The organism is Novosphingobium sp. (assembly GCF_965229225.1).
Classification (GTDB): Bacteria; Pseudomonadota; Alphaproteobacteria; order Sphingomonadales; family Sphingomonadaceae; genus Novosphingobium.
Map to the genome: position 1 here is coordinate 1973144 of NZ_OZ245867.1, position 19243 is coordinate 1992386.

A 19243-nucleotide genomic window follows, 5' to 3' on the forward strand; every position below is an offset into this window, starting at 1 on the left:
GGGCAGCACCGGCCATGCGCATCGAGGATATCGTCGAAGCCCCGTTCATCCCGCTGAGCGTGATCCTGCACGCCCATGCGGCCCGGCGGGGAGAGGCCATCGCGCTGGCGGATGAAACTTCGCGCCTGTCATGGGCCGAACTCGATACGATGCTCGACCGCGTGGCCGCTGCGCTCCAGCGCGAAGGGGTGCAGGCGAACGAGCCTGTCGCCATTGCGGCGAGCAATTCGGTGAACACCGCGCTCGCCTTCCTCGGCGCGCTGCGCGCCGGGGCCGTCGCCGCGCCGCTCACCTCCACCGCCGCGCCGCCAACAGTGCTCGCCATGCTGGCAGACAGCACCAGCCGCGTGCTGCTGCTCGACAAGGCCATGGCCGAGGGGCTCGCAGACCTGCCCTTCCCGGATCACGTCAAGCGCATCGCGCTCGATGATAGCGATGCGGGCACCCCCTTTTCGGAGTGGATCGCCCCGAACGGCGCGAAGCCGGAAGAGCGCCTCCCCGCGCCCGAAGACCCCTTCAACATCATCTATTCCTCGGGCACCACGGGCGTGCCCAAGGGCATCGTCCAATCACACCAGATGCGCTACGAGTATGCCCGGCGCACGATCATCGGCGGTTATGACGACGATACGGTAACGATCAACTCGACCCCGCTCTATTCAAACACCACGCTCGTCAGCTTCCTCCCTACGCTGACGGCGGCGGGCAAGGTCGTGCTGATGAAGAAGTTCGATGCGCGCACGTTCCTTGCCCTCAGCGAGCGTGAGCGCGTCACCAACGCCATGCTCGTGCCGGTGCAGTACCGCCGGATCATGGAACTGCCGGACTTCGACAGCTTCGATCTATCGGCCTACCGGCTGAAGGGCTGCACCTCCGCGCCCTTCCCGGCCTGGCTCAAGGCCGATGTGCTGAAGCGCTGGCCGGGCGGCCTCGTCGAAGGCTACGGCCTCACCGAAGGCGGGGCTACGACCACGCTCCTCGCGCACAAGTTCCCGGACAAGCTCCACACCGTCGGTCAGCCCTCGCCCGGCCACGTGATGAAGATCATCGACGAGGACGGCAACGAGCTGCCACAGGGCGAAACTGGCGAGATCGTCGGCCGTTCCCCCATCATGATGAACGGCTACCACGGCCAGCCCGCCAAGACGCGCGAGATGGAGTGGTTCGACAAGGATGGGGTGCGCTACATCCGCCACGGCGATATCGGCAAGTTCGACGAGGACGGCTTCCTGATCCTGATGGACCGCGCCAAGGACATGATCATCTCGGGCGGGTTCAACATCTTCCCGACCGATCTTGAAGCCGAACTCACCCGCCAGCCTGCCGTGAAGGAAGCCGCCGTTGTAGGAGTGCCCAGCGATCAGTGGGGCGAAACGCCGCTTGCGGTGATCGTGCTCGCCGATACTTCCGCCGATCCCGAAGCAATCCGGCTTGAAGCCAACCGCGCGCTCGGCAAGACGCAGCGCATCGCCCGCATCGAAGTGGTCGACGAACTGCCGCGCAGCCCCATCGGCAAAGTATTGAAGCGCGAACTGCGCGATCACTTCGGCGGTAACCCGATAGCCCAGAACCCCGTACTTACCCCGGATTCCAAGGAGACCAACCATGCGTGATGCCGTCATCGTTTCCGCCGCCCGCACCCCCATCGGGCGCGCTTACAAGGGCGCGTTCAACGCCACTGCCGGCGCCACGCTCGGCGCGCTTTCATTGGAGGCCGCCGTCGCGCGCGCCGGGATCGAGGGCGGCGAGATTGACGACGTGCTGTGGGGCTCTGCGCTCCAGCAGGGCGCGCAGGCCGGCAATATCGCCCGCCAGGTCGCGCTGCGTGCGGGGCTTCCCGTCACCGTTTCGGGCATGAGCATGGACCGCCAGTGCTCGTCGGGCCTGATGACCATCGCCACCGCCGCCAAGCAGATCATCGTCGACCGCATGGATGTGGTCGCCGCGGGCGGTCAGGAATCGATCAGCCTCGTCCAGACCAAGGACATGCGCGTCGCGCCCGACCGCAGCCTCGTTGCCATGCACAACGCGGTCTACATGCCGATGCTGCAGACCGCCGAGATCGTCGGCAAGCGCTATGGCATCAGCCGCGAGGCCTGCGACGAATACGCGCTGCAATCGCAGCAGCGCACCGCCGCCGCGCAGGCTGCGGGCAAGTTCGATGCCGAAATCGTGCCGACCACCAGCTCGATGGGCGTGCAGAACAAGGAAACCGGCGAGATCACGATGCACGACGTGACGCTCACCAAGGACGAGGGCAACCGCCCCTCGACCACCTTGGAGAACCTGCAGGCGCTCAAGCCCGTGATCGAGGGCGGCATCGTGACGGCAGGCAACGCCAGCCAGCTTTCCGACGGTTCCGCCGCTGTCGTGCTGATGGAAGCTGCCGTCGCCGCGAAGAAGGGCCTCGCGCCGCTGGGCCGCTATGTCGGCATGGCGGCTGCGGGCACCGAGCCTGACGAAATGGGCATCGGCCCGGTCTTCGCCGTCCCCGCGCTGCTGAAGCGCTTCGGCCTCAAGATGGATGACATCGGCCTGTGGGAGCTGAACGAAGCTTTCGCGGTGCAGGTGCTCTATTGCCGCGACAAGCTGGGCATTCCGAACGAGCTGCTCAACGTCAACGGCGGCGCGATCTCCATCGGCCATCCCTATGGCATGACCGGCGCGCGCGGGGTCATGCATGCCCTGATCGAAGGCAAGCGCCGGGGCGCGAAGCATGTCGTCGTGACGATGTGCGTCGGCGGCGGCATGGGCGCGGCGGGGCTGTTCGAGGTTCTCTGACCAATCGGCGCGGCGCTTGCCCAGTGGCAGCGCCGCGCCTACCCTCGCATCCATGACCGACGACACCAGACCCCCCAAGGACCGAGAGTGGCCGCAAGATGGCCGCGAACGCCTGATCTACCCATCCCCCGTTGGCTGGAAGGGCAGCGATTTCGTTGACAACGAGGGCGAGCTGCTCAAGCGCCTGAACCCCAAGACGGTGTTCATGATGGGCGACAATCCCGCCCTGCCCCGGATGCCCGAGCGCCCGCGCCTGCTCGATTTCTTCCGCTGCCGCTTCGGCGATATCACCGTGCGCCACCTCCTCGTCAGCGCCAAGCGCGCGCTGGATGATGGGCTGCCGGAAAAGGTCGTGATGGCCTGCCTGCTGCACGACATTTCCAACGGCTGCCTGATCCGCTGCGACCACGGCTACTGGAGCGCGCAGTTGGTCGAGCCCTATGTCGATCCCGAAGTCGCCTTCGCGGTGAAATACCACCAGGCGCTGCGCTATGTGCCCGATGAAAGCGTCGGCTATGCCTATCCCGAAAGCTATCACGCCTTCTTCGGTCCGGACTATCAGGTGCCCGACTACCTCCTGCGCGACGCCGAATATGCCAGGAACCACAAGTGGTACATGACCGCGCGGCAGATGACGCTCTACGACACCTACTTCTTCGACGATTTCCCGGTGGTGGTGCCCGAGGAACTGGAAGACGTGATCGGCCGGAACTTCAGGGAGCCGGAGGAAGGGCTGGGCTTCGATGGTTCGCCCACCGCGCATATGTGGCGCACGATGATCTGGCCGAACAACTTTTTGTGAGGGGGAGGCGGCTTTGGCCAGATTGGGGCTGAAAGCCGCCCTTCGGGATGCATCCCGATTGCGGATATTCAGAGGAACAGCCAAATTACAGGGCATGACCTTAAAAGAAATCGACCAATCGCTGCGTTCAGGCGAGGGCGGAATCAGAAACATCATCGATTGGTTGCACGTCGCGGATGCCACCGTGCTCCTCCCGCTCCTGCTTGACGCAGAGACCTGCGCTTCCGTTCTTTACATCTTCTCGGAACTCCCCACCCACCGGATACCAGCGCCTGTTCGATCAGCGATCAGCGAGATGCTGCCACAGCTTGATGGAAACGAACGTTTGTGGGCTGAAGATGTTCTGCGCGAATGTCGCGAGTAAGATGGGCGCCTTCTTCTCACCCAATCCACGCCAGAGCTGCTAACCACATCGCCACCCAAAACCCATCGTCGCCCCGTGCTTGACACGGGGCTTGGCTAGCTTTCGGCGTCGCCAAGCGGCGCTGCTCTTGCCTTGATCTGGTTCGCCCAAGTTTAGACTGAGCCACCGTTATCCATCGGGCTTACATGCCAAACGTGAGGTCGCGCGATAAGCCAAGCCCCGTGTCAAGCACGGGGCGACGAGGGTGGGTTGGTGCTGGCCTCAGGCCACCCCTGCCTCAACCTTGCCCGCATGCCCGGCAAAGCCCTGCATCCCCAGCCACCATTGCAGCGCGATCACGCCGCCCTTGGCTGGGCGCAGTATGGCGGCGATCAGCGCGGCGGCCATGGCCAGCGCGATCAGCATCATCGCCCACGCTGGCAAGGATTCCATCTTGCCGAGGCCGATGATCACCGGCGCCATCAGGTGCCCGGTGAGGAGGATCGCGATATAGGGCGGGAAATCGTCCGCCGCGTGCAACGTCCAGTTTTGCCCGCACATCCGGCAGCGTTCGACAGGCTTCAGCCCGCCAGCGAACAGATGCGTGCCGCCGCAGCGCGGGCACTTGCCCGCCGCACCGCGCATGATGGCAGCACCCGCGCTATGCGGCAGCATCGCGGGGTCAAGCGGCAGGGCGGTATCGGGCATGGCGTGTCCTACTTCTTCGCGAACGGGTTGGTCGGGCTGCGCAAGGTCAGCCGGATCGGTACCGCGTCGAAGCCCAGTTCGCGGCGGATACCGTTGACCAGATAGCGGCGATAGCTTTCGGGAAGCTGATCGAGCCGCGTGCCGAACATCACGAAGCTCGGCGGCCGGATGCGCGCCTGCGTGATGTAGCGCAGCTTGATGCGCTTTCCGCCCGGTGCGGGCGGCGGATTGGCAGCAAGCGCATCGTCGAACCAGCGATTGAGCGCCGAAGTCGGCACGCGCTTCGACCATGCCGCGCGGATATCGAAGGCGGCGGTCAGCATCTGGTCGAGCCCCTTGCCCGTGCGCGCCGAAACCGCCAGCAGCGGCACCCCGCGCACTTGCGCCAGGCCTTCCTCAAGCGCGGCGCGGATTCCGTTGAACAGGCCGGAGGGATCCTCCGCCACGTCCCACTTGTTGATCGCGATCATCAGCGCGCGGCCTTCCTCGAGCACCATCGAGGCGATCTTGAGGTCCTGATGTTCCAGCCCGCGCGTTGCATCGAGCAGCAGCACGACAACTTCGGCAAAGTCGATCGCGCGGCGCGCATCGGCGACGGACATCTTCTCCAGCTTTTCGACGACTTGCGCCTTCTTGCGCATCCCCGCCGTGTCGATCAGCCGCACCGGGCGGTAGGCGTCGCTCGTCGGATCGAACCACTGCCAGTCGATCGCGATCGAATCGCGTGTGATCCCCGCCTCCGGCCCCGTCAGCAGCCGGTTTTCGCCGAGCAGCTTGTTGATCAGGGTAGACTTGCCCGCATTGGGGCGCCCGACGATGGCGAGCTTGAGGACCGATTCGGGATCGAACTCCTCTTCGTCTTCGATCTCGGCGTCAGGCCCGGCATCGCCTTCGCCGTCCGTGCCTTCGATATGCGGGCGCAGCGCCTCGAACAGATCGGCGAGGCCCTGCCCATGCTCTGCGGAAAACGCGACCGGCTCGCCAAAGCCCAGCGCGAAGGCATCATAGAGCCCCGGATCACCCGCGCGCCCTTCAGCCTTGTTGGCCATGAGCACGATGGGAATGCGGCTTGAGCGCAGATAACGCGCGATTTCCTCGTCGAGCGGGGTCACCCCGGCACGCGCATCGATCACGAACAGCGCCACGTCCGCGCCCACCAGCGAGGCCTCGGTCTGCTGGCGCATGCGGCCCGGCAGCGTCTCCGCATCGAGGTCTTCCCAGCCTGCCGTATCGACAATGGTAAACCTCAGGCCGAGCAGATCCGCATCGCCAAAGCGGCGGTCGCGCGTCACGCCGGGCTGGTCGTCGACGAGCGCGAGCTTCTTGCCGACCAGCCGATTGAACAGAGTCGACTTGCCGACATTGGGGCGGCCGATGATGATAACCTGGGGCAACATGGCCCTCCCGTGGCCCCAACGCGCCCGGAACGCAAGCGCAGCGTGGACTCGCCGCGCGTGCCTCGAGGCCGAAATGGTTCGTTAACCAGCTTCGCTTGAGCAGCTTTAACCACAGCGCGGGCAAAGCTGCCTGCATGATCCCGGTACCCCTGCGACTCGCACTCCTCTTTCTGCTCGCAGCAGTGCCGCTCCAGGCACATGCACGGCCGATCGCGCCGGATCCTGCCGGTGCGAGCGACGATAACGCCGAAGATATCGGGCGAGATTTCGCCCTGCCCTACATCCAGTGCGTGCCTTATGCGCGCAAGGTCACCGGCATCCAGCTCTATGGTGACGCCCACACCTGGTGGGATCAGGCGGCCGGCCACTATGCGCGCGGCACCCTGCCCAAGGTCGGCGCGGTCATGGCATTCCGCCCTTACGGCGCGATGCAACTCGGCCATGTCGCCGCCGTCAGCCGCATCCTCGATTCGCGTACCATCCTGCTGCGCCACGCCAATTGGTCTCCCATCGAGGGGCGCCGTGGCCAGATGGAAGACAATGTCCGCGCGGTGGATGTCTCGCCCGCGAACGACTGGAGCGAAGTGCGCGTGTGGTATGCGCCGCTTGGCGGGCTCGGCACCACGCACTGGCCGGTTGAGGGCTTTATCTACAACCGCAAGCCGCCAAAGACCCTCGGACCCAGTGAACGACTGACCGTGCTTGCTTCGGCTGACGCGCCCAAGGCAGCCTACACCTCCCGCATCGGGCCCGACTTCCTCAAGGGCATCGTTCCAGAAACGAACCGAACGCCCGCACGGCGCCCGCTGGCTGCGCGGGAAACGGTGAAAGTCCCGGTCAAGGAAGACCGCACCCTTGCGGTCTCCCCCAACCTGGCCCGCGATCCCATCGGCCGCATCATCGCCAGCCGCGTGCGCTGAGCAGGCCTTCACAGACCCGCCATCTCCGGGGGAGACACCCGCTCGGACCGGGTTGAGCCCGAGCGGGTGGAGGCTATCAAAGCGTCTTGATTATCGCCGAGAAATCGAGCCCGCCGTTGCCCGCATCGGCAAACGCCGCATAGAGCTCCGCCGCGCGCGCACCCATCGGCACGTCAGCCCCGGCACCCTTGGCCGCTTCCATCGCGAGCTTCAGATCCTTGAGCATCAGTGCGGTGGCAAAGCCGCCCTGATAGCCATTGTCCGCCGGAGTCGTCGGGCCAACACCGGGCACCGGGCAATAGCTCGTCATCGACCAGCACTGGCCCGACGCCTTGGACGAAATGTCGAAGAAGGTCTGGAGATCGAGCCCCAGCTTCTCGGCCATGGCAAAGGTCTCGCAAGTCGCGATCATCGAGGCGCCGAGCAGCATGTTGTTGCAGATCTTCGCCGCCTGACCTGCGCCGCTTTCCCCGGCATGGATCACCGCCTTGCCCATCGCGGCCAGGATCGGCTCACCGCGCGCGAACGCGTCCGCGCTGCCGCCGACCATGAAGGTGAGCGTGCCGCCATTGGCCGCCGCGATCCCGCCCGAAACCGGCGCATCGACCATCGCATAGCCAGCATCCGCGGCCAGCGCGGCAACTTCGCGCGCGGTGGCGACGTCGATGGTCGAACAATCGAGCAGAAGGGCAGAGGTCGGCGCATGGCCGATCACATCGGCGGTGTAGACCGACTTCACGATGGCGCCGTTGGGCAGCATCGAGACGACGGCATCGGCGCCCTGCACCGCCTCCTTCACCGAGGTGTAGGTGGTGCAGCCGCTCTCCTTCGCGCGCGCAAGCGCCGCTTCCGCCAGATCGAACGCGTGGACGTCATGCCCCGCCTTGACCAGATTTGCGGCCATGCCGCCGCCCATGTTGCCGAGGCCGATAAATGCGATTTTCATGGGTCTACCTTCCCTTCCACACGCCGGGGCGCTTTTCGATAAAGGCGGCCATGCCTTCGGCCTTGTCCTCGGTCGCCGTCAGGATCTGGAACACGCGGCGTTCGAACAGCAGGCCCTGATCGAGCGTCAGCTCGAACGCGGCATTGACCATTTCCTTGTTGGCGATCACGGCCACCGGCGGCATCGCGGCGATGGCTTCGGCGGCGGCGACCGCTTCGTCGACCAGCGAGGCCAGCGGCACGACGCGGCTGACGAGGCCCGAACGCTCAGCTTCCACCGCGTCCATCATCCGGCTGGTGAGGCACATGTCCATCGCCTTGGCCTTGCCCACCGCGCGGGTCAGGCGCTGCGAACCGCCCATGCCGGGCGCCACGCCAAGCTTGATCTCGGGCTGGCCGAACTTGGCGTTTTCCGAAGCGATGATGAAGTCCGCCATCATGGCAAGCTCGCAGCCGCCGCCGAGCGCGAAGCCGTTCACGGCCGCGATCCACGGCTTGCGCGTGGTCTTCACCAGATGGCTGGTCCAGCGCGAGAAGAAGTCGCCGGTGTAGAAATCGGTCGCGGCCTTGTCGGCCATTTCCTTGATGTCCGCGCCGGCGGCAAATGCCTTCTCGCCCGAGCCGGTGAGCACGGCGCAGCGCTGCGCCGGGTCGGCCTCGTAGGCAGCGAAGGCTTCGATGAGTTCCTCAAGCACCTGTGAATTGAGCGCATTCAAGGACTTGGGGCGGTTGAGCGTGATCAGCGTGACGGCGCCGCGCTGTTCGACCAGAATCGTTTCATACGTCATAGGGGGCTCCATTCCTCGCTGGCAGTCAGGGGCGCGAAGATCGCGTCCAGCATGTCTTCGGTCACGCCTTCGGGCGTGGCCGGGTTCCACTTGGGGGCATTGTCCTTGTCCACGATCACCGCGCGCACGCCCTCGGCAAAATCAGGGCGCACCAGCACGCGGCTGCAGATGCGGTATTCCATCACCATGTTTGCGGCGAAATCGGGCAGGGTCAGGCTGGTCGCCAGCTGGCGCAACGCGACCTTGCAAGTTTGCGGGCTCTTGGTGTGCAATGTCGCCAGCGTGGTGGCGGCAAATTCGCTGCCATCGGCTTCGAGCGCGGCGAGAATGTCCTCGTAGCGGTCCGAAGCGAACAGCCGCGCGATATCGTCCGCCTGCGCCGCGATCTTGGGTTCGGGCGGCACGGCGGCGAAGCTGTGCAGGATCGCTGGAATATCGTCCGGGTTCGCCGCGATCCTTGCCTTCACCTCGGCCAGCGCGGCGGCAGGCAGGTAGTGCGTTGCCGAACCCGCCCAGAGGCATTCGGCCCCGTCCATCCGCGCGCCGGTGAGCGCGAGGTACTGGCCCAGCCGCCCCTTCATGCGTGAAAGGAACCAGCCGCCGCCCACATCGGGAAACAGGCCAATGCCGGTTTCGGGCATGGCAAGCCGAGTGTTCTCGGTCGCGACGCGGTAGCGCGCCGGATCGGCAATGCCGACGCCGCCGCCCATGGTGATCCCGTCCATGAACGCCACGATGGGCTTTTCATAAGTCATGATCAGGTGGTTGAGGCGGTACTCGTCGAAGAAGAACTTGCGGCCCGAAACGCCCTCATCGGTCAGCGCCGAATTGCGCAGGAAAGCGATATCGCCACCCGCGCAGAAGCCGCGTCCTTCGGAATGATCGATGATCACTGCGCCGATCGCGGGATCATCGCGCCACGCCAGCAGCGCGGCTGTCATGCCGTCCACCATCGCCCGGTTGAGCGCGTGGATCGCCTTGGGGCGATTGAGCGAAAGCACGCCCATGCCCCCTTCAGTACGGACCAGAATATCGTCGGTCATTGCCTTGCTCTCTCCCAAATCCCTTTGCGTTCCGGCTTACTGGCGCAGCAGATCCCGACCCACGATCATCTTCATCACCTCGTTGGTTCCCTCCAGGATGCGGTGCACGCGCAGGTCGCGCCAGAAGCGCTCGATCGGATAGTCCTTGAGATAGCCGTAGCCGCCAAACACCTGCAGCGCGCGGTCGACCACCGAAGAGCCGGTATCGGTGGCAAAGCGCTTGGCCATCGCCGAAAAGCGCGTCTTGTCCGGCGCATTGCTCGTCACCTTGGCGGCCGCGAGATAGAGCAGCGCGCGCGCCGCCTCGAGCTCGGTCGCCATATCGGCCAGCTGGAACTGGGTGTTCTGGAAATCGGCGATCGGCTGGCCGAACTGGCTGCGTTCCTTGGCATACCTGATCGCCTCATCGAGGCAGCGCTGCGCCCCGCCAAGCGAGCATGCCCCGATATTGAGCCGCCCGCCATCAAGCCCGGCCATGGCAAAGCGGAAGCCATCGCCCTCCGCGCCGACGCGGTTGGCCACGGGCACTTTCACGTTCTCGAAGATCACCTGCGCAGTGGGCGAGGCGTTCCAGCCCAGCTTGCGCTCGGGCGCGCCGAAGCTGAGCCCCGGCGTGCCTTTCTCGATCACCAGGCACGAGATACCCTTCGGTCCCGCCTCTCCTGTGCGAACCATCGTCACGTAAATGTCGCTTACCCCGCCGCCCGAGATGAACTGCTTGGTGCCGTTGACGACATAATGGTCGCCCTCCAGCCGAGCCGTGGTGCGCAGCGCTGCCGCGTCCGATCCCGAGCCAGGCTCCGTCAGGCAATAGCTCGCGATCTTGTCCATCGTGATCAGCGAGGGCAAATAGCGGCCCTTGATTTCCTCCCCGCCGAAGCGGTCGATCATCCACGAGGCCATGTTGTGGATCGAGATGAACGCGCTGGTCGTGGGACAGCCATAAGCCATGGCTTCCATGATCAGCGCCGATTCCAGCCGCCCTAGCCCGATTCCGCCGCTTTCCTCGCTCACGTAGATCGAGGCGAAGCCGAGCTCTGCCGCCGCCTTGATCGTATCCAGCGGAAAGCTGTGCTCCTCGTCCCACTGCGCCGCGAACGGGGTGATCGCATCGGCGGTAAAGCGGCGCGCCATCTCCTGAATGGCGATCTGGTCGTCGGTGAGCTGGAATTGGTCGGTCATGCTCTGGCCTTGCATTGCAGGAAGGGTAAAACGGGGAGCCGACGAGCGGCCTCTGTCGGTCCTAGCCGAAGCGCCGGGGCAGGCAAGGTTTGGCGCAGGCCGCCGCCGCGAACGGTGCGCTCAGCCCGCGAAGGGCGCCCCCGCTTCCGGCTTCGGATGCGGCCAGCATCACGCCTCCATCACCTCGGCTTCGATCTCGACCTTCCATTCCGGACGGACGAAACCCGATACGATGAGCGTTGTCGTCGCGGGCCGCGCCGCGCCAAACCACTTGCCATGAACGCGGGCCACCGCATCGAAATCGGCCCGATCGGTCAGGTAGATGCAGGTCCGCACCGTATCGGCGATATCGCCGCCAAGGTCAGCAATCGCGCGCGCCACGATCGCGCAGCAGCGCTCCATCTGCGCCGCCGCGTCGCCGGGTGTGGTCGATCCATCCGGCTCGATCGGTGCCGTTCCTGCCACCATGATCTGCTTGCCCGTGCGGATTGCCCGGGAAAAGCCGATCACCGGTTCGAGCGGCGAACCGCTGGAAACGCGCGACTTGGACAAGGATTACGCCATCGTCGGGATAACAAAGGCGTTGCCGCTGTCAGGCAGCCCATCCGGCCAACGCTGCGTGACGGTCTTGACCTTCGTCCAGAACTTGACGCCTTCCATGCCGTGCTGGTTGGTGTCACCGAAGGCCGACCGCTTCCAGCCGCCGAAGGTGTGATAGGCAACCGGCACGGGGATCGGCACGTTTATGCCGACCATGCCGACATTGACCCGCGCTGCAAACTCGCGCGCCGCGTTGCCGCTGCGGGTGAACAGCGCCACGCCGTTGCCATACTGGTGCTTCGAAGGCAGCGCGAGCGCTTCCTCGAAGTCCTTCGCGCGCACGATCTGCAGCACGGGGCCGAAGATCTCGTTCTGGTAGCTTTCCATGTCGGCCGTGACGTGGTCGATCAGCGTCGGGCCGACGAAGAAGCCGTTCTCATGGCCCTGCAAGGTGAAGCCGCGCCCGTCGATCACGATCTCGCCGCCCTCCGCCTCGCAGCGGTCGATCCAGCGCTCGATGTTCGCCTTGTGCGCGGCAGTGACGACCGGACCGTAGTGGCAATCGGCATCGGTCGAGATGCCGACGCGCAGCTTTTCGATCGCCGGGATCAGCTTGGCCTTGAGCCGCTCGGCGGTTTCCTCACCAACCGGCACGACCACCGGCAGCGCCATGCAGCGCTCGCCCGCCGAACCGAAAGCGGCGCCCGCCAGATCATTCACCACCTGATCGAGATCGGCATCCGGCATCACGATGCCGTGGTTCTTGGCCCCGCCCATCGCCTGCACGCGCTTTCCGGCGGCGACGCCGCGGTTGTAGACATAATGCGCGATATCAGACGAGCCGACGAAGCTCACCGCGGCGATCGCCGGATGATCCAGGATGGCGTCGACCATTTCCTTGTCGCCATGGACGACCTGGCAGATGCCTTCGGGCAGACCTGCCTCAAGGAACAGCTCGGCAAAGCGCACGGGCACGGAAGGATCGCGCTCTGAAGGCTTGATGATGAAGGCATTGCCGGTGGCGATGGCAACACCCGACATCCACAGCGGGATCATGCCCGGGAAGTTGAACGGCGTGATGCCTGCACCAATGCCGATCGGCTGGCGCATCGAATAGATGTCGATGCCGGGACCTGCGCCTTGCGTATATTCACCCTTCAGCACATGCGGGATGCCGCAGCAGAACTCGATCACTTCGAGCCCGCGCTGGATGTCACCCTTCGAATCGGCGATGACCTTGCCATGTTCGGACGAAAGCAGATGCGCCAGCTCGTCGATGTTCGCCTCGACCAGCCGCTTGAATTCGAACATCACGCGGGCACGACGCTGCGGGTTGACCGCAGCCCAGGCAGGCTGCGCCGCCAGCGCGGCCTGCACCGCGCGTTCCAGCGTATCGGACGTGCCCAGCGCGACTTCAGCTTGCACTGCGCCGGTGTTGGGATCGAACACCGGGCCCTTGCGTGCCGGAGCCCCGCCCGAACCGCCGACAATGAAATGATCGATCTGGCGCATGCTGCATCCTTTCCTGACGAAATGGTCCGTGGACCTTGGGCATTTCCCTGCACCCCCGACGATTTGCAAGCAAGGTGAGAAAATGCGAGGGATGCCTGCAATGATGCAGGCCCCAGACTGGAGTGATTTCCAGACCTTTCTCGCCATCGCCCGTGCCGGGCAGCTCGCCCGCGCGGCGCAGGCCATAGGCGTCGATGCCACGACCATGGGCCGCCGCCTGCGCCGCCTCGAAACCCGCATCGGCGCCACCCTGTTCGAACAGACGCGCGAGGGCCAGGTGCTCACCGAAGCGGGCGAGGCTATGCTGGTCGAAGTCGAAGCCATGGAGCGCGCCGCGAGCCGCATTGCCGAACATGGCGGCGGCGGCCCGGCGGGCCTGCTGCGCGTCAGCCTTTCCGAAGGTTTCGCCAGCTGGATCGTCGCCCCCGCGCTCGGCAGCTTTACTGCTGCACATCCAAGGCTGGTGATCGACCTGGTGGCGAACTCCGGCTTCCTCAGCCCTTCGAAGCGCGAGGCGGACCTTGCCGTCACCCTCTCGCGCCCGCGTGCTGGCCCCGTCATCGCGGGCAAGCTGTCAGACTACCACCTCAGGCTCTACGCCTGCCCGGAGTACCTTTCCGGCCACGCCCCGCTGCGCCGCCCGTCAGACCTCGCCAAGGGCCACGCCCTCGTCGGCTATGTGCCCGATCTGCTCTACGCTCCCGAACTGCGCTACCTCGCGGAGATCGAGCCCGGCCTTGCCGCCACGGTCCGCTCGTCCTCGATCAACGCGCAGCACCGCCTGATCGCCGCAGGCGCAGGCATCGGGGTGCTGCCCTGCTTCATCGGTGATGCGGACCTCAGCCTCGTGCCCGTGCTGCCGGAGCGGCGCATCACCAGATCGTTCTGGCTCGTCATGCACAAGGATACGCATGCGCTCGCACGCGTTCAGGCGTTCAAGACGTGGCTCACAGGACTGGTTGAGCGCGAACGCGGGCGGCTATTGCCGCCGTGATCTTCCCCATTTACCCCTTCGACAAGCTCAGGGGAAAATGGAGAGGATCAGAAAATCAGAGCTTCGCCACCGGCGCATCGTCGCCAAGATCTTCGTACCACGCCTCGACCGGCCCGGAGAGCTTCAGCGTCAGCGGGTTGCCCTTGCGGTCCATGGTCTTGCCCGCCTGCACGCGCACCCAGCCTTCGGAGATGCAATACTCCTCGACATTGCGGCGCACCGTGCCCTTGAAGCGGATGCCGATGCCCCTGCGCAGCTTCTCCGCATCGAAGAACGGGCTGCGCGGATTGATCGCGAGGTGATCGGGGGGCACGTCCGGTCCGGCGTTGGTGGCGGGAACGGCAGATTCGGGAGCTGAAGCTTCTTCGGTCATGGGGGCCGCAAATATCTTGATCCCCCCACTTGTCAATCAAGCCCCGTCATGGCAGAGGCCCGCCCCTGTCCGGCCGCCATGCCATGCGCGTGGCCCCGCCGCGCGGGCGCGTAGCTCAGTGGTAGAGCACACCCTTCACACGGGTGGGGTCGCAGGTTCAATCCCTGCCGCGCCCACCACCGGCCTCGCCGGTGGTGCCAGCCCTAGCTTGTCACTGGCATTTCCCCCGGCCCCGGCGGCGCATCTGGCACTTCCACCGCGATCCGGCCGCCTTCCACGCGCACCGCAAAGGTGCGCAAATCGGGATAGGCCGCGCCGAGGCACTTGCCTGTCAGCACATCGAACCGCGCGCCGTGGAGCGGGCACATCACCGCGCCGCGCCGCACGCGGCCTCCGGAAAGCTGCGCTGCCTGATGCGTGCAGCGGTCGTTGACAGCGCGAAAGCTGCCGTCGTCCGCGCGCAGCACCAGCACGTGCCAGCCCGCCACCCGCGCCGCGAGCTTGCCCTCGGCCGGGAAGTCGGCCTCGGGCAGCAGATCATGCCAGGTCGTGCTCATTGCCCCACTCACTCCCCTACTCACTCCGTCGCCGCCCACCATTCTTCCATCATCGGCGTGATCGCGCGCGCCACCAGTTCGATCACCGGGCTGCCGGGACGCGAGAGATAGGCGATCGCGCCGTGGCCCTGATCGGCCGGCGCGCCGCCGAGCACCAGTTCCCAGCCATCCGCCAGCATCGCCGCCACGCTGTCCGCCACCGAATCGACCCACACACCAAGGTGCGAGGGGCCCAGCGCGCGCATTGCGTCATAGGCCGAGCCCGGGACGCTTTCGATGAGTTCCATCCGCAGCGGCCCCTGATGCGAATAGACCACGCGCAGCTTCGCCTCGAGCTGCTCGCCCGCCGCGTTCCACACCGGCATCGGATCGAACGTGCGCACCGGGGTCCAGGTACAGCCCATCGTCGCACTGAACCGGGCCATGGCCGCTTCCAGATCGTCGACGATCACGCCATGGTGAAAGATACCCGCCAAAATCTCCATTCGCTTCACTCCCGCCTTGCCCGCCATACCTAGGCAAGCCTATGTTTTATAGATTAAAAAATGACCAAAGAAGACCTCTAAACCATCGCTTTACAAGCATACATGAATGTTTTTAAACTGCAAACGGAGCGCCGGCGTACTCGGGCGTTCCGGGAGAGCAACCGATGTCCGAAGCCCTGACCGCCAAGCCCCCCATCGTATCGCCGCCTGCCGACGATCTCGCACGCATGACCTGGGAACGCGAGCGCAATGGTCCGCCGGTCGATTTCCCTGCGCTCCCCTCGATCCCCGGCGGACGCTATGTCGATCCCGCCTTCCTTGAACTCGAGGAAAAGGGGATGTGGCAGCGCTCGTGGCTCTATGCGGGGCACGTGGACCAGCTTCCCGAACCCGGTTCATGGTTCCTCTGCCGCAACACCGGCTCCCCTGTCATCGTCACCCGCACGCTCGCGGGGGACATCCGCGCCTACTACAACACGTGCCAGCACCGCGGCGCACCTCTCGTAAAGGAGGAGAGCGGCACTTCGCGTGGGTTCGTCTGCGGCTATCATGGCTGGTCCTATACGCTGGAAGGCAAGCTCACCGCCGTGCGCGACCGGCGCGATTTTGCAGAGGGCTTCGATTTTTCCTGCCACTCGCTCAGCCAGGTGCGCTGCGAGCTGCTCGGCAGCCTGATCTTCCTCAACGCCGATCCGGATGCCGAACCGCTGATCCAGCATATCGGCCCGATGGCGGCAGAACTCGAACAGCTTCAGCTTGAAACGCTGCGCCTCGTCGATAGCCGGACTTACGAGACCGAGTGCAACGTCAAGGTGCTGCTCGACGCGTTCCTTGAAGTCTATCATCTCAAGTCGATCCACGAGAACACGGTCGACCGCTTCCTCGATCACCGCGCAATGATCGTCACGCTCTGGCCCAATGGCCATAGCCGCATGGCAACGCCCAACCGCCGTGAAGGCTGGATCGATCCCGGCACCGTCGGCATGCCCGAGATCCCGACGATCTCGGAGTTCGTGGCGAAGAACAACGTCAGCTATTCGATCTACCCCAACTTCATCATGCCGCCCGCGCCGACCGGCATTCCGCTGCTGCAATTCTGGCCGATGGGACCCAAGCGCACCCGCGTCGTTTCGACCTGGCTCGCGCCCGAGCATGATGCCGCCAACCCCCACCCGCTATGGGAGATGCGCATCAAGAACTGGGAGCGCATTCTTTACGAAGACCTGCAGTTCGCCCCGCAGATTCAGGAATCGGTCGAAGGTCCGGGCTTCAAGGGCATGTCGCTCAATTATCAGGAGCGCCGCATCTACAACTGGCACGAAGAGCTCGACCGCCGGATCGGCGTTGAGAACGTGCCGGAGAACTTGCGCGTGAAGCCGGTGCTCGCGCCCTTCATCGTCCGCGAATGACGGATACGCTATCCCCGCTCGGCACGCCCTGGCGGACCTTCGAGGACTTGCGCGTGGGTGAGGCGAAACTCTCGCCCACGCGCACCGTCACCGAGGCGGAAATCGTCGAATTTGCCCGCGCGCACGATCCGCAATGGTTTCACACCGATCCCGAAGCCGCGCGCGCTTCGGTCTTCGGCGAGGTTGTCGCAAGCGGCATCCATGTACTGGCGATCTGGCGGCAGATGGACCACGCGATCAATGGCGATATCGATTTCGTCTGCGGCGTGGGCTGGGACCGGCTGCGCCTCAAACGTGCTGTGCGCGCGGGGGACAGCTTGCGCGTTTCCAGCGAGATCCTCAGTCTGGAGCCCTCGCGCAGCGGCAAGCCACGCGGCACCGCTGTCACGCGCTATGTCGTCAGCCTTGAAGACGGCACCGAGTGTGTGACCTTCGAGAGCACCAACCTCGTCTATACGCGCGATGCGCGCGACAGATCGGCCACCAGCGCTTCGGCGGAGGCATAGGCCTCGTCCATCGCGGCCTCGACCGCTTCGGGCGGGCCGTAAGTTGGCCGCAAGTGGACCACATGCAGGTCGGTGATGCCGATAAAGCCCAGCCACGCCTGCATGAAGCGCACCTGATGATCCAGCTCCGCGCCGGGTGCGCCTGGCCGGATGTCGAGCGCGCCCGAGGCCACCAGAATGGCCCGCTTGCCCGCACCCAACCCTTCCACGCCCGTTTCCGAGACGCGAAACGCCATGCCCGGCTGGGTGATCGTGTCGATGTACTGCTTGAGCTGCCAGGGAATGCCGAAGTTCCACATCGGCACGCTGAACACGACGCAATCGAACGAGAGGAAATGCGCCACCGCCGCGCCGATCTGCGCCCAAGCAGCGCGCACTTCGTCCGCCACTTCGCGGCCCTCGATCAGCGCATAGCGCCCCTCGATTACCGGGCCGGTCAGTGCGGGAAGCTCCGCCTCGCATACGTTCAGTGTCTCGACCACGGCGTCGGGGTTCGCGGCCACCAGCCCCGCAATCAGCCGCTGCGCCACCTTCACCGAACGCGAGCGATCCCCCCGCGGGGAACCGATCACATGGAGGATGCGCTCGCTCACAAGTCCCCCGGCTGCTTGCAGCCCGGCCCGTAGATGTAATCGTCGAGCACCTTGTGGAAATGGCGGATGCGCAGTTCCTGCTCGCCGATCCACAGGCCCGGAAAACCGCTGCTCTTCATCCCCGCCTGCACCGTGGGCAGGTTGTAGGCATCCTGATCGAGCACTTGCCCGATGCTGCGGTCGCCATGCTTGAAGCGGCGATGCTTCGCGCGCTCGGGCCAAGGCTCGCCTTCGGGCACCAGCTCGAACACCCACACGTCATAGAGCATCTTGTTCGGATCGGTCGCGTGCGGACGCTGGCGGAACATCATGATGTCGTCCGCATGGACGTTGAGCGCCACGTTCGGAAAGATCATGTAGTGGTAATCATCGGTCAGCTGATCGTCGTTCAGCGCCGAATAGTCCTTGCCCTGCGCTTTGCCGTTGGCCCGCTTGAACAGCTGCACATCGCGGCGAATGTCGCTCACGCGGCCTTCGTACTCCGCCGGGTCCATCCCCGCATGGCGCATGATCTCGTCGATCGCGGGCGGGATCGTGCTCGGCATCGCAACGCGCGGGGAGATCGCGGCGAACGGGATCAGGTAGCGGTTGTGCCGTTCGTAGCAGTCGATCTGCACGTTGACGTCATCGAGATACCACAGCAGTTGCGGGTGGATGCCCTGCACGTGATAGGTCTCGTTGAAGGCATCGACCGAGGCCTTCCAGTTGCAGTCCCACTCCACCGTCACATCGCGTTTCCACGCCATGCGCTCGGGGTGATAGGGCTCGAGGTGGTCCTTCAGCGGGGCGATGTAGTCGTCGAACGGTTCCACATCCGGGTTCAGCGAGAACCACACGAAGCTGTTCCACTCCGTCACCGGCAGGCTCGGCAAGGTCATGCCCGGAGGCCCCCCTTGCGGGAAGGTGCAGAGGTCCGGCAGGCGCTCGATCTTGCCATCAAGCCCGTAGGTCCAGTGGTGATACATGCAGCGAAACGCTTGCGCGTTGCCGATCCCCTCGGGCCGCAGGCGGTTGCCGCGGTGGAGGCACACATTGGGGAAGCAGCGCAATGAGCCATCATGCTGGCGCACGATCAGCACGCTTTCCTTGCCGATCTCGGTGCAGATGTAATCGCCCGGCTCCGGGATATCGTCGGCGCGCCCGCCGAGCAGCCAAACCTTTGTCCACACCCGCTCCCATTCGAGCTTCATGAATTCTTCGGAGTAGTACCGCTCTGCCGGGATCAGATCATGCCCCAACTGCGGATCGGGCGCCTTGTCCACCGGCGTGCGGCTGGGATTGTCGTCGGGCGAAACGCGGATCACATCGACGACGCGCTTCACGTCCATCTTCGACGTATCCCACGTGACGGGCCGGTGGGTCACG

At 65.1% G+C, this 19243-nt stretch carries 21 protein-coding genes and 1 tRNA gene; 9 read left to right on the top strand and 13 right to left on the bottom strand.

Features of this window, described 5'->3' with window-relative positions:
* The first annotated feature begins 14 nt into the window (after positions 1 to 14).
* From ACO06X_RS09015 to ACO06X_RS09030, 4 genes are all read left to right on the top strand, one after another.
* Complete coding sequence (locus tag ACO06X_RS09015) at positions 15 to 1613, top strand: class I adenylate-forming enzyme family protein (protein ID WP_421839586.1); 1599 nt, start codon at positions 15 to 17, stop codon at positions 1611 to 1613.
* Positions 1606 to 2781: an acetyl-CoA C-acyltransferase gene (locus tag ACO06X_RS09020; protein ID WP_421839587.1), complete on the top strand. Its 1176-nt coding sequence runs from the start codon at positions 1606 to 1608 to the stop codon at positions 2779 to 2781. Before ACO06X_RS09015 ends, ACO06X_RS09020 begins: the two co-directional genes overlap by 8 nt.
* 52 nt (positions 2782 to 2833) lie before the next feature.
* Positions 2834 to 3583, top strand: coding sequence for a hypothetical protein (locus tag ACO06X_RS09025; protein WP_421839588.1), 750 nt, complete (start codon positions 2834 to 2836; stop codon positions 3581 to 3583).
* 94 nt (positions 3584 to 3677) lie between these two features.
* Entirely contained in the window at positions 3678 to 3947 is a 270-nt protein-coding gene (locus ACO06X_RS09030) for a hypothetical protein (protein WP_421839589.1), read from the top strand.
* A gap of 261 nt (positions 3948 to 4208) precedes the next feature.
* Here the strand turns inward: ACO06X_RS09030 and ACO06X_RS09035 are convergent, their stop codons facing one another.
* Entirely contained in the window at positions 4209 to 4634 is a 426-nt protein-coding gene (locus ACO06X_RS09035) for a DUF983 domain-containing protein (RefSeq protein WP_421839590.1), read from the bottom strand.
* 8 nt (positions 4635 to 4642) lie between these two features.
* On the bottom strand, positions 4643 to 6031 hold the full coding sequence (gene der / locus ACO06X_RS09040) for a ribosome biogenesis GTPase Der (RefSeq protein ID WP_421839591.1): 1389 nt from the start codon (positions 6029 to 6031) through the stop codon (positions 4643 to 4645).
* Positions 6032 to 6165: 134 nt separating this feature from the next.
* Between der and ACO06X_RS09045 the strand changes: the two genes are divergently transcribed.
* Positions 6166 to 6951 carry a CHAP domain-containing protein gene (locus ACO06X_RS09045; RefSeq protein WP_421839592.1) on the top strand — a complete coding sequence of 262 codons (786 nt, stop codon included), beginning with the start codon at positions 6166 to 6168 and terminating at the stop codon, positions 6949 to 6951.
* A gap of 76 nt (positions 6952 to 7027) precedes the next feature.
* Here the strand turns inward: ACO06X_RS09045 and mmsB are convergent, their stop codons facing one another.
* The 6 genes from mmsB to ACO06X_RS09075 all read right to left on the bottom strand — a co-directional run bounded on the left by mmsB (position 7028) and on the right by ACO06X_RS09075 (position 12961).
* Positions 7028 to 7897: a 3-hydroxyisobutyrate dehydrogenase gene (gene mmsB, locus ACO06X_RS09050; RefSeq protein ID WP_421839593.1), complete on the bottom strand. Its 870-nt coding sequence runs from the start codon at positions 7895 to 7897 to the stop codon at positions 7028 to 7030.
* 4 nt (positions 7898 to 7901) lie between these two features.
* Entirely contained in the window at positions 7902 to 8684 is a 783-nt protein-coding gene (locus ACO06X_RS09055; protein ID WP_421839594.1) for an enoyl-CoA hydratase-related protein, read from the bottom strand.
* A complete protein-coding gene (locus ACO06X_RS09060; RefSeq protein ID WP_421839595.1) occupies positions 8681 to 9727 on the bottom strand; it encodes an enoyl-CoA hydratase/isomerase family protein in 1047 nt (348 codons plus the stop codon). Before ACO06X_RS09060 ends, ACO06X_RS09055 begins: the two co-directional genes overlap by 4 nt.
* A gap of 36 nt (positions 9728 to 9763) precedes the next feature.
* Positions 9764 to 10909 carry an acyl-CoA dehydrogenase family protein gene (locus ACO06X_RS09065; protein WP_421839596.1) on the bottom strand — a complete coding sequence of 382 codons (1146 nt, stop codon included), beginning with the start codon at positions 10907 to 10909 and terminating at the stop codon, positions 9764 to 9766.
* A gap of 168 nt (positions 10910 to 11077) precedes the next feature.
* Complete coding sequence (locus ACO06X_RS09070; protein ID WP_421839597.1) at positions 11078 to 11461, bottom strand: RidA family protein; 384 nt, start codon at positions 11459 to 11461, stop codon at positions 11078 to 11080.
* 3 nt (positions 11462 to 11464) lie between these two features.
* Positions 11465 to 12961, bottom strand: a complete 1497-nt coding sequence (locus ACO06X_RS09075) for a CoA-acylating methylmalonate-semialdehyde dehydrogenase (RefSeq protein WP_421839598.1) — start codon at positions 12959 to 12961, stop codon at positions 11465 to 11467.
* A 103-nt stretch (positions 12962 to 13064) separates the two neighbouring features.
* Here ACO06X_RS09075 and ACO06X_RS09080 point away from each other — a divergent pair, with 103 nt between their 5' ends.
* On the top strand, positions 13065 to 13955 hold the full coding sequence (locus ACO06X_RS09080; protein ID WP_421839877.1) for a LysR family transcriptional regulator: 891 nt from the start codon (positions 13065 to 13067) through the stop codon (positions 13953 to 13955).
* Positions 13956 to 14010: 55 nt separating this feature from the next.
* On the opposite strand, the gene ACO06X_RS09085 is transcribed toward ACO06X_RS09080, so the two are convergent.
* Positions 14011 to 14328, bottom strand: a complete 318-nt coding sequence (locus tag ACO06X_RS09085) for a DUF3297 family protein (RefSeq protein ID WP_421839599.1) — start codon at positions 14326 to 14328, stop codon at positions 14011 to 14013.
* Positions 14329 to 14432: 104 nt separating this feature from the next.
* Between ACO06X_RS09085 and ACO06X_RS09090 the strand changes: the two genes are divergently transcribed.
* Positions 14433 to 14507 (top strand) — tRNA-Val (locus ACO06X_RS09090).
* A 24-nt stretch (positions 14508 to 14531) separates the two neighbouring features.
* On the opposite strand, the gene ACO06X_RS09095 is transcribed toward ACO06X_RS09090, so the two are convergent.
* Both ACO06X_RS09095 and ACO06X_RS09100 read right to left on the bottom strand, forming a co-directional pair.
* Entirely contained in the window at positions 14532 to 14885 is a 354-nt protein-coding gene (locus ACO06X_RS09095) for a Rieske (2Fe-2S) protein (protein WP_421839600.1), read from the bottom strand.
* Between the two features lie 20 nt (positions 14886 to 14905).
* On the bottom strand, positions 14906 to 15370 hold the full coding sequence (locus ACO06X_RS09100) for a VOC family protein (RefSeq protein ID WP_421839601.1): 465 nt from the start codon (positions 15368 to 15370) through the stop codon (positions 14906 to 14908).
* A gap of 164 nt (positions 15371 to 15534) precedes the next feature.
* Here ACO06X_RS09100 and ACO06X_RS09105 point away from each other — a divergent pair, with 164 nt between their 5' ends.
* Together ACO06X_RS09105 and ACO06X_RS09110 are read left to right on the top strand one after the other, a co-directional pair.
* Positions 15535 to 16779, top strand: a complete 1245-nt coding sequence (locus ACO06X_RS09105; RefSeq protein WP_421839602.1) for an aromatic ring-hydroxylating oxygenase subunit alpha — start codon at positions 15535 to 15537, stop codon at positions 16777 to 16779.
* The gene (locus ACO06X_RS09110; RefSeq protein ID WP_421839603.1) at positions 16776 to 17285 is read left to right on the top strand and encodes a MaoC/PaaZ C-terminal domain-containing protein; all 510 of its coding nucleotides are present in this window, start codon (positions 16776 to 16778) and stop codon (positions 17283 to 17285) included. Before ACO06X_RS09105 ends, ACO06X_RS09110 begins: the two co-directional genes overlap by 4 nt.
* Here ACO06X_RS09110 and ACO06X_RS09115 read toward each other — a convergent pair.
* The gene (locus ACO06X_RS09115) at positions 17231 to 17878 is read right to left on the bottom strand and encodes an FMN-dependent NADH-azoreductase (protein WP_421839604.1); all 648 of its coding nucleotides are present in this window, start codon (positions 17876 to 17878) and stop codon (positions 17231 to 17233) included. The genes ACO06X_RS09110 and ACO06X_RS09115 overlap by 55 nt on opposite strands.
* On the bottom strand, positions 17875 to 19242 hold the full coding sequence (locus ACO06X_RS09120) for an aromatic ring-hydroxylating oxygenase subunit alpha (RefSeq protein ID WP_421839605.1): 1368 nt from the start codon (positions 19240 to 19242) through the stop codon (positions 17875 to 17877). The genes ACO06X_RS09115 and ACO06X_RS09120 overlap by 4 nt, the downstream gene beginning before the upstream one ends.
* Position 19243 lies beyond the last annotated feature (1 nt).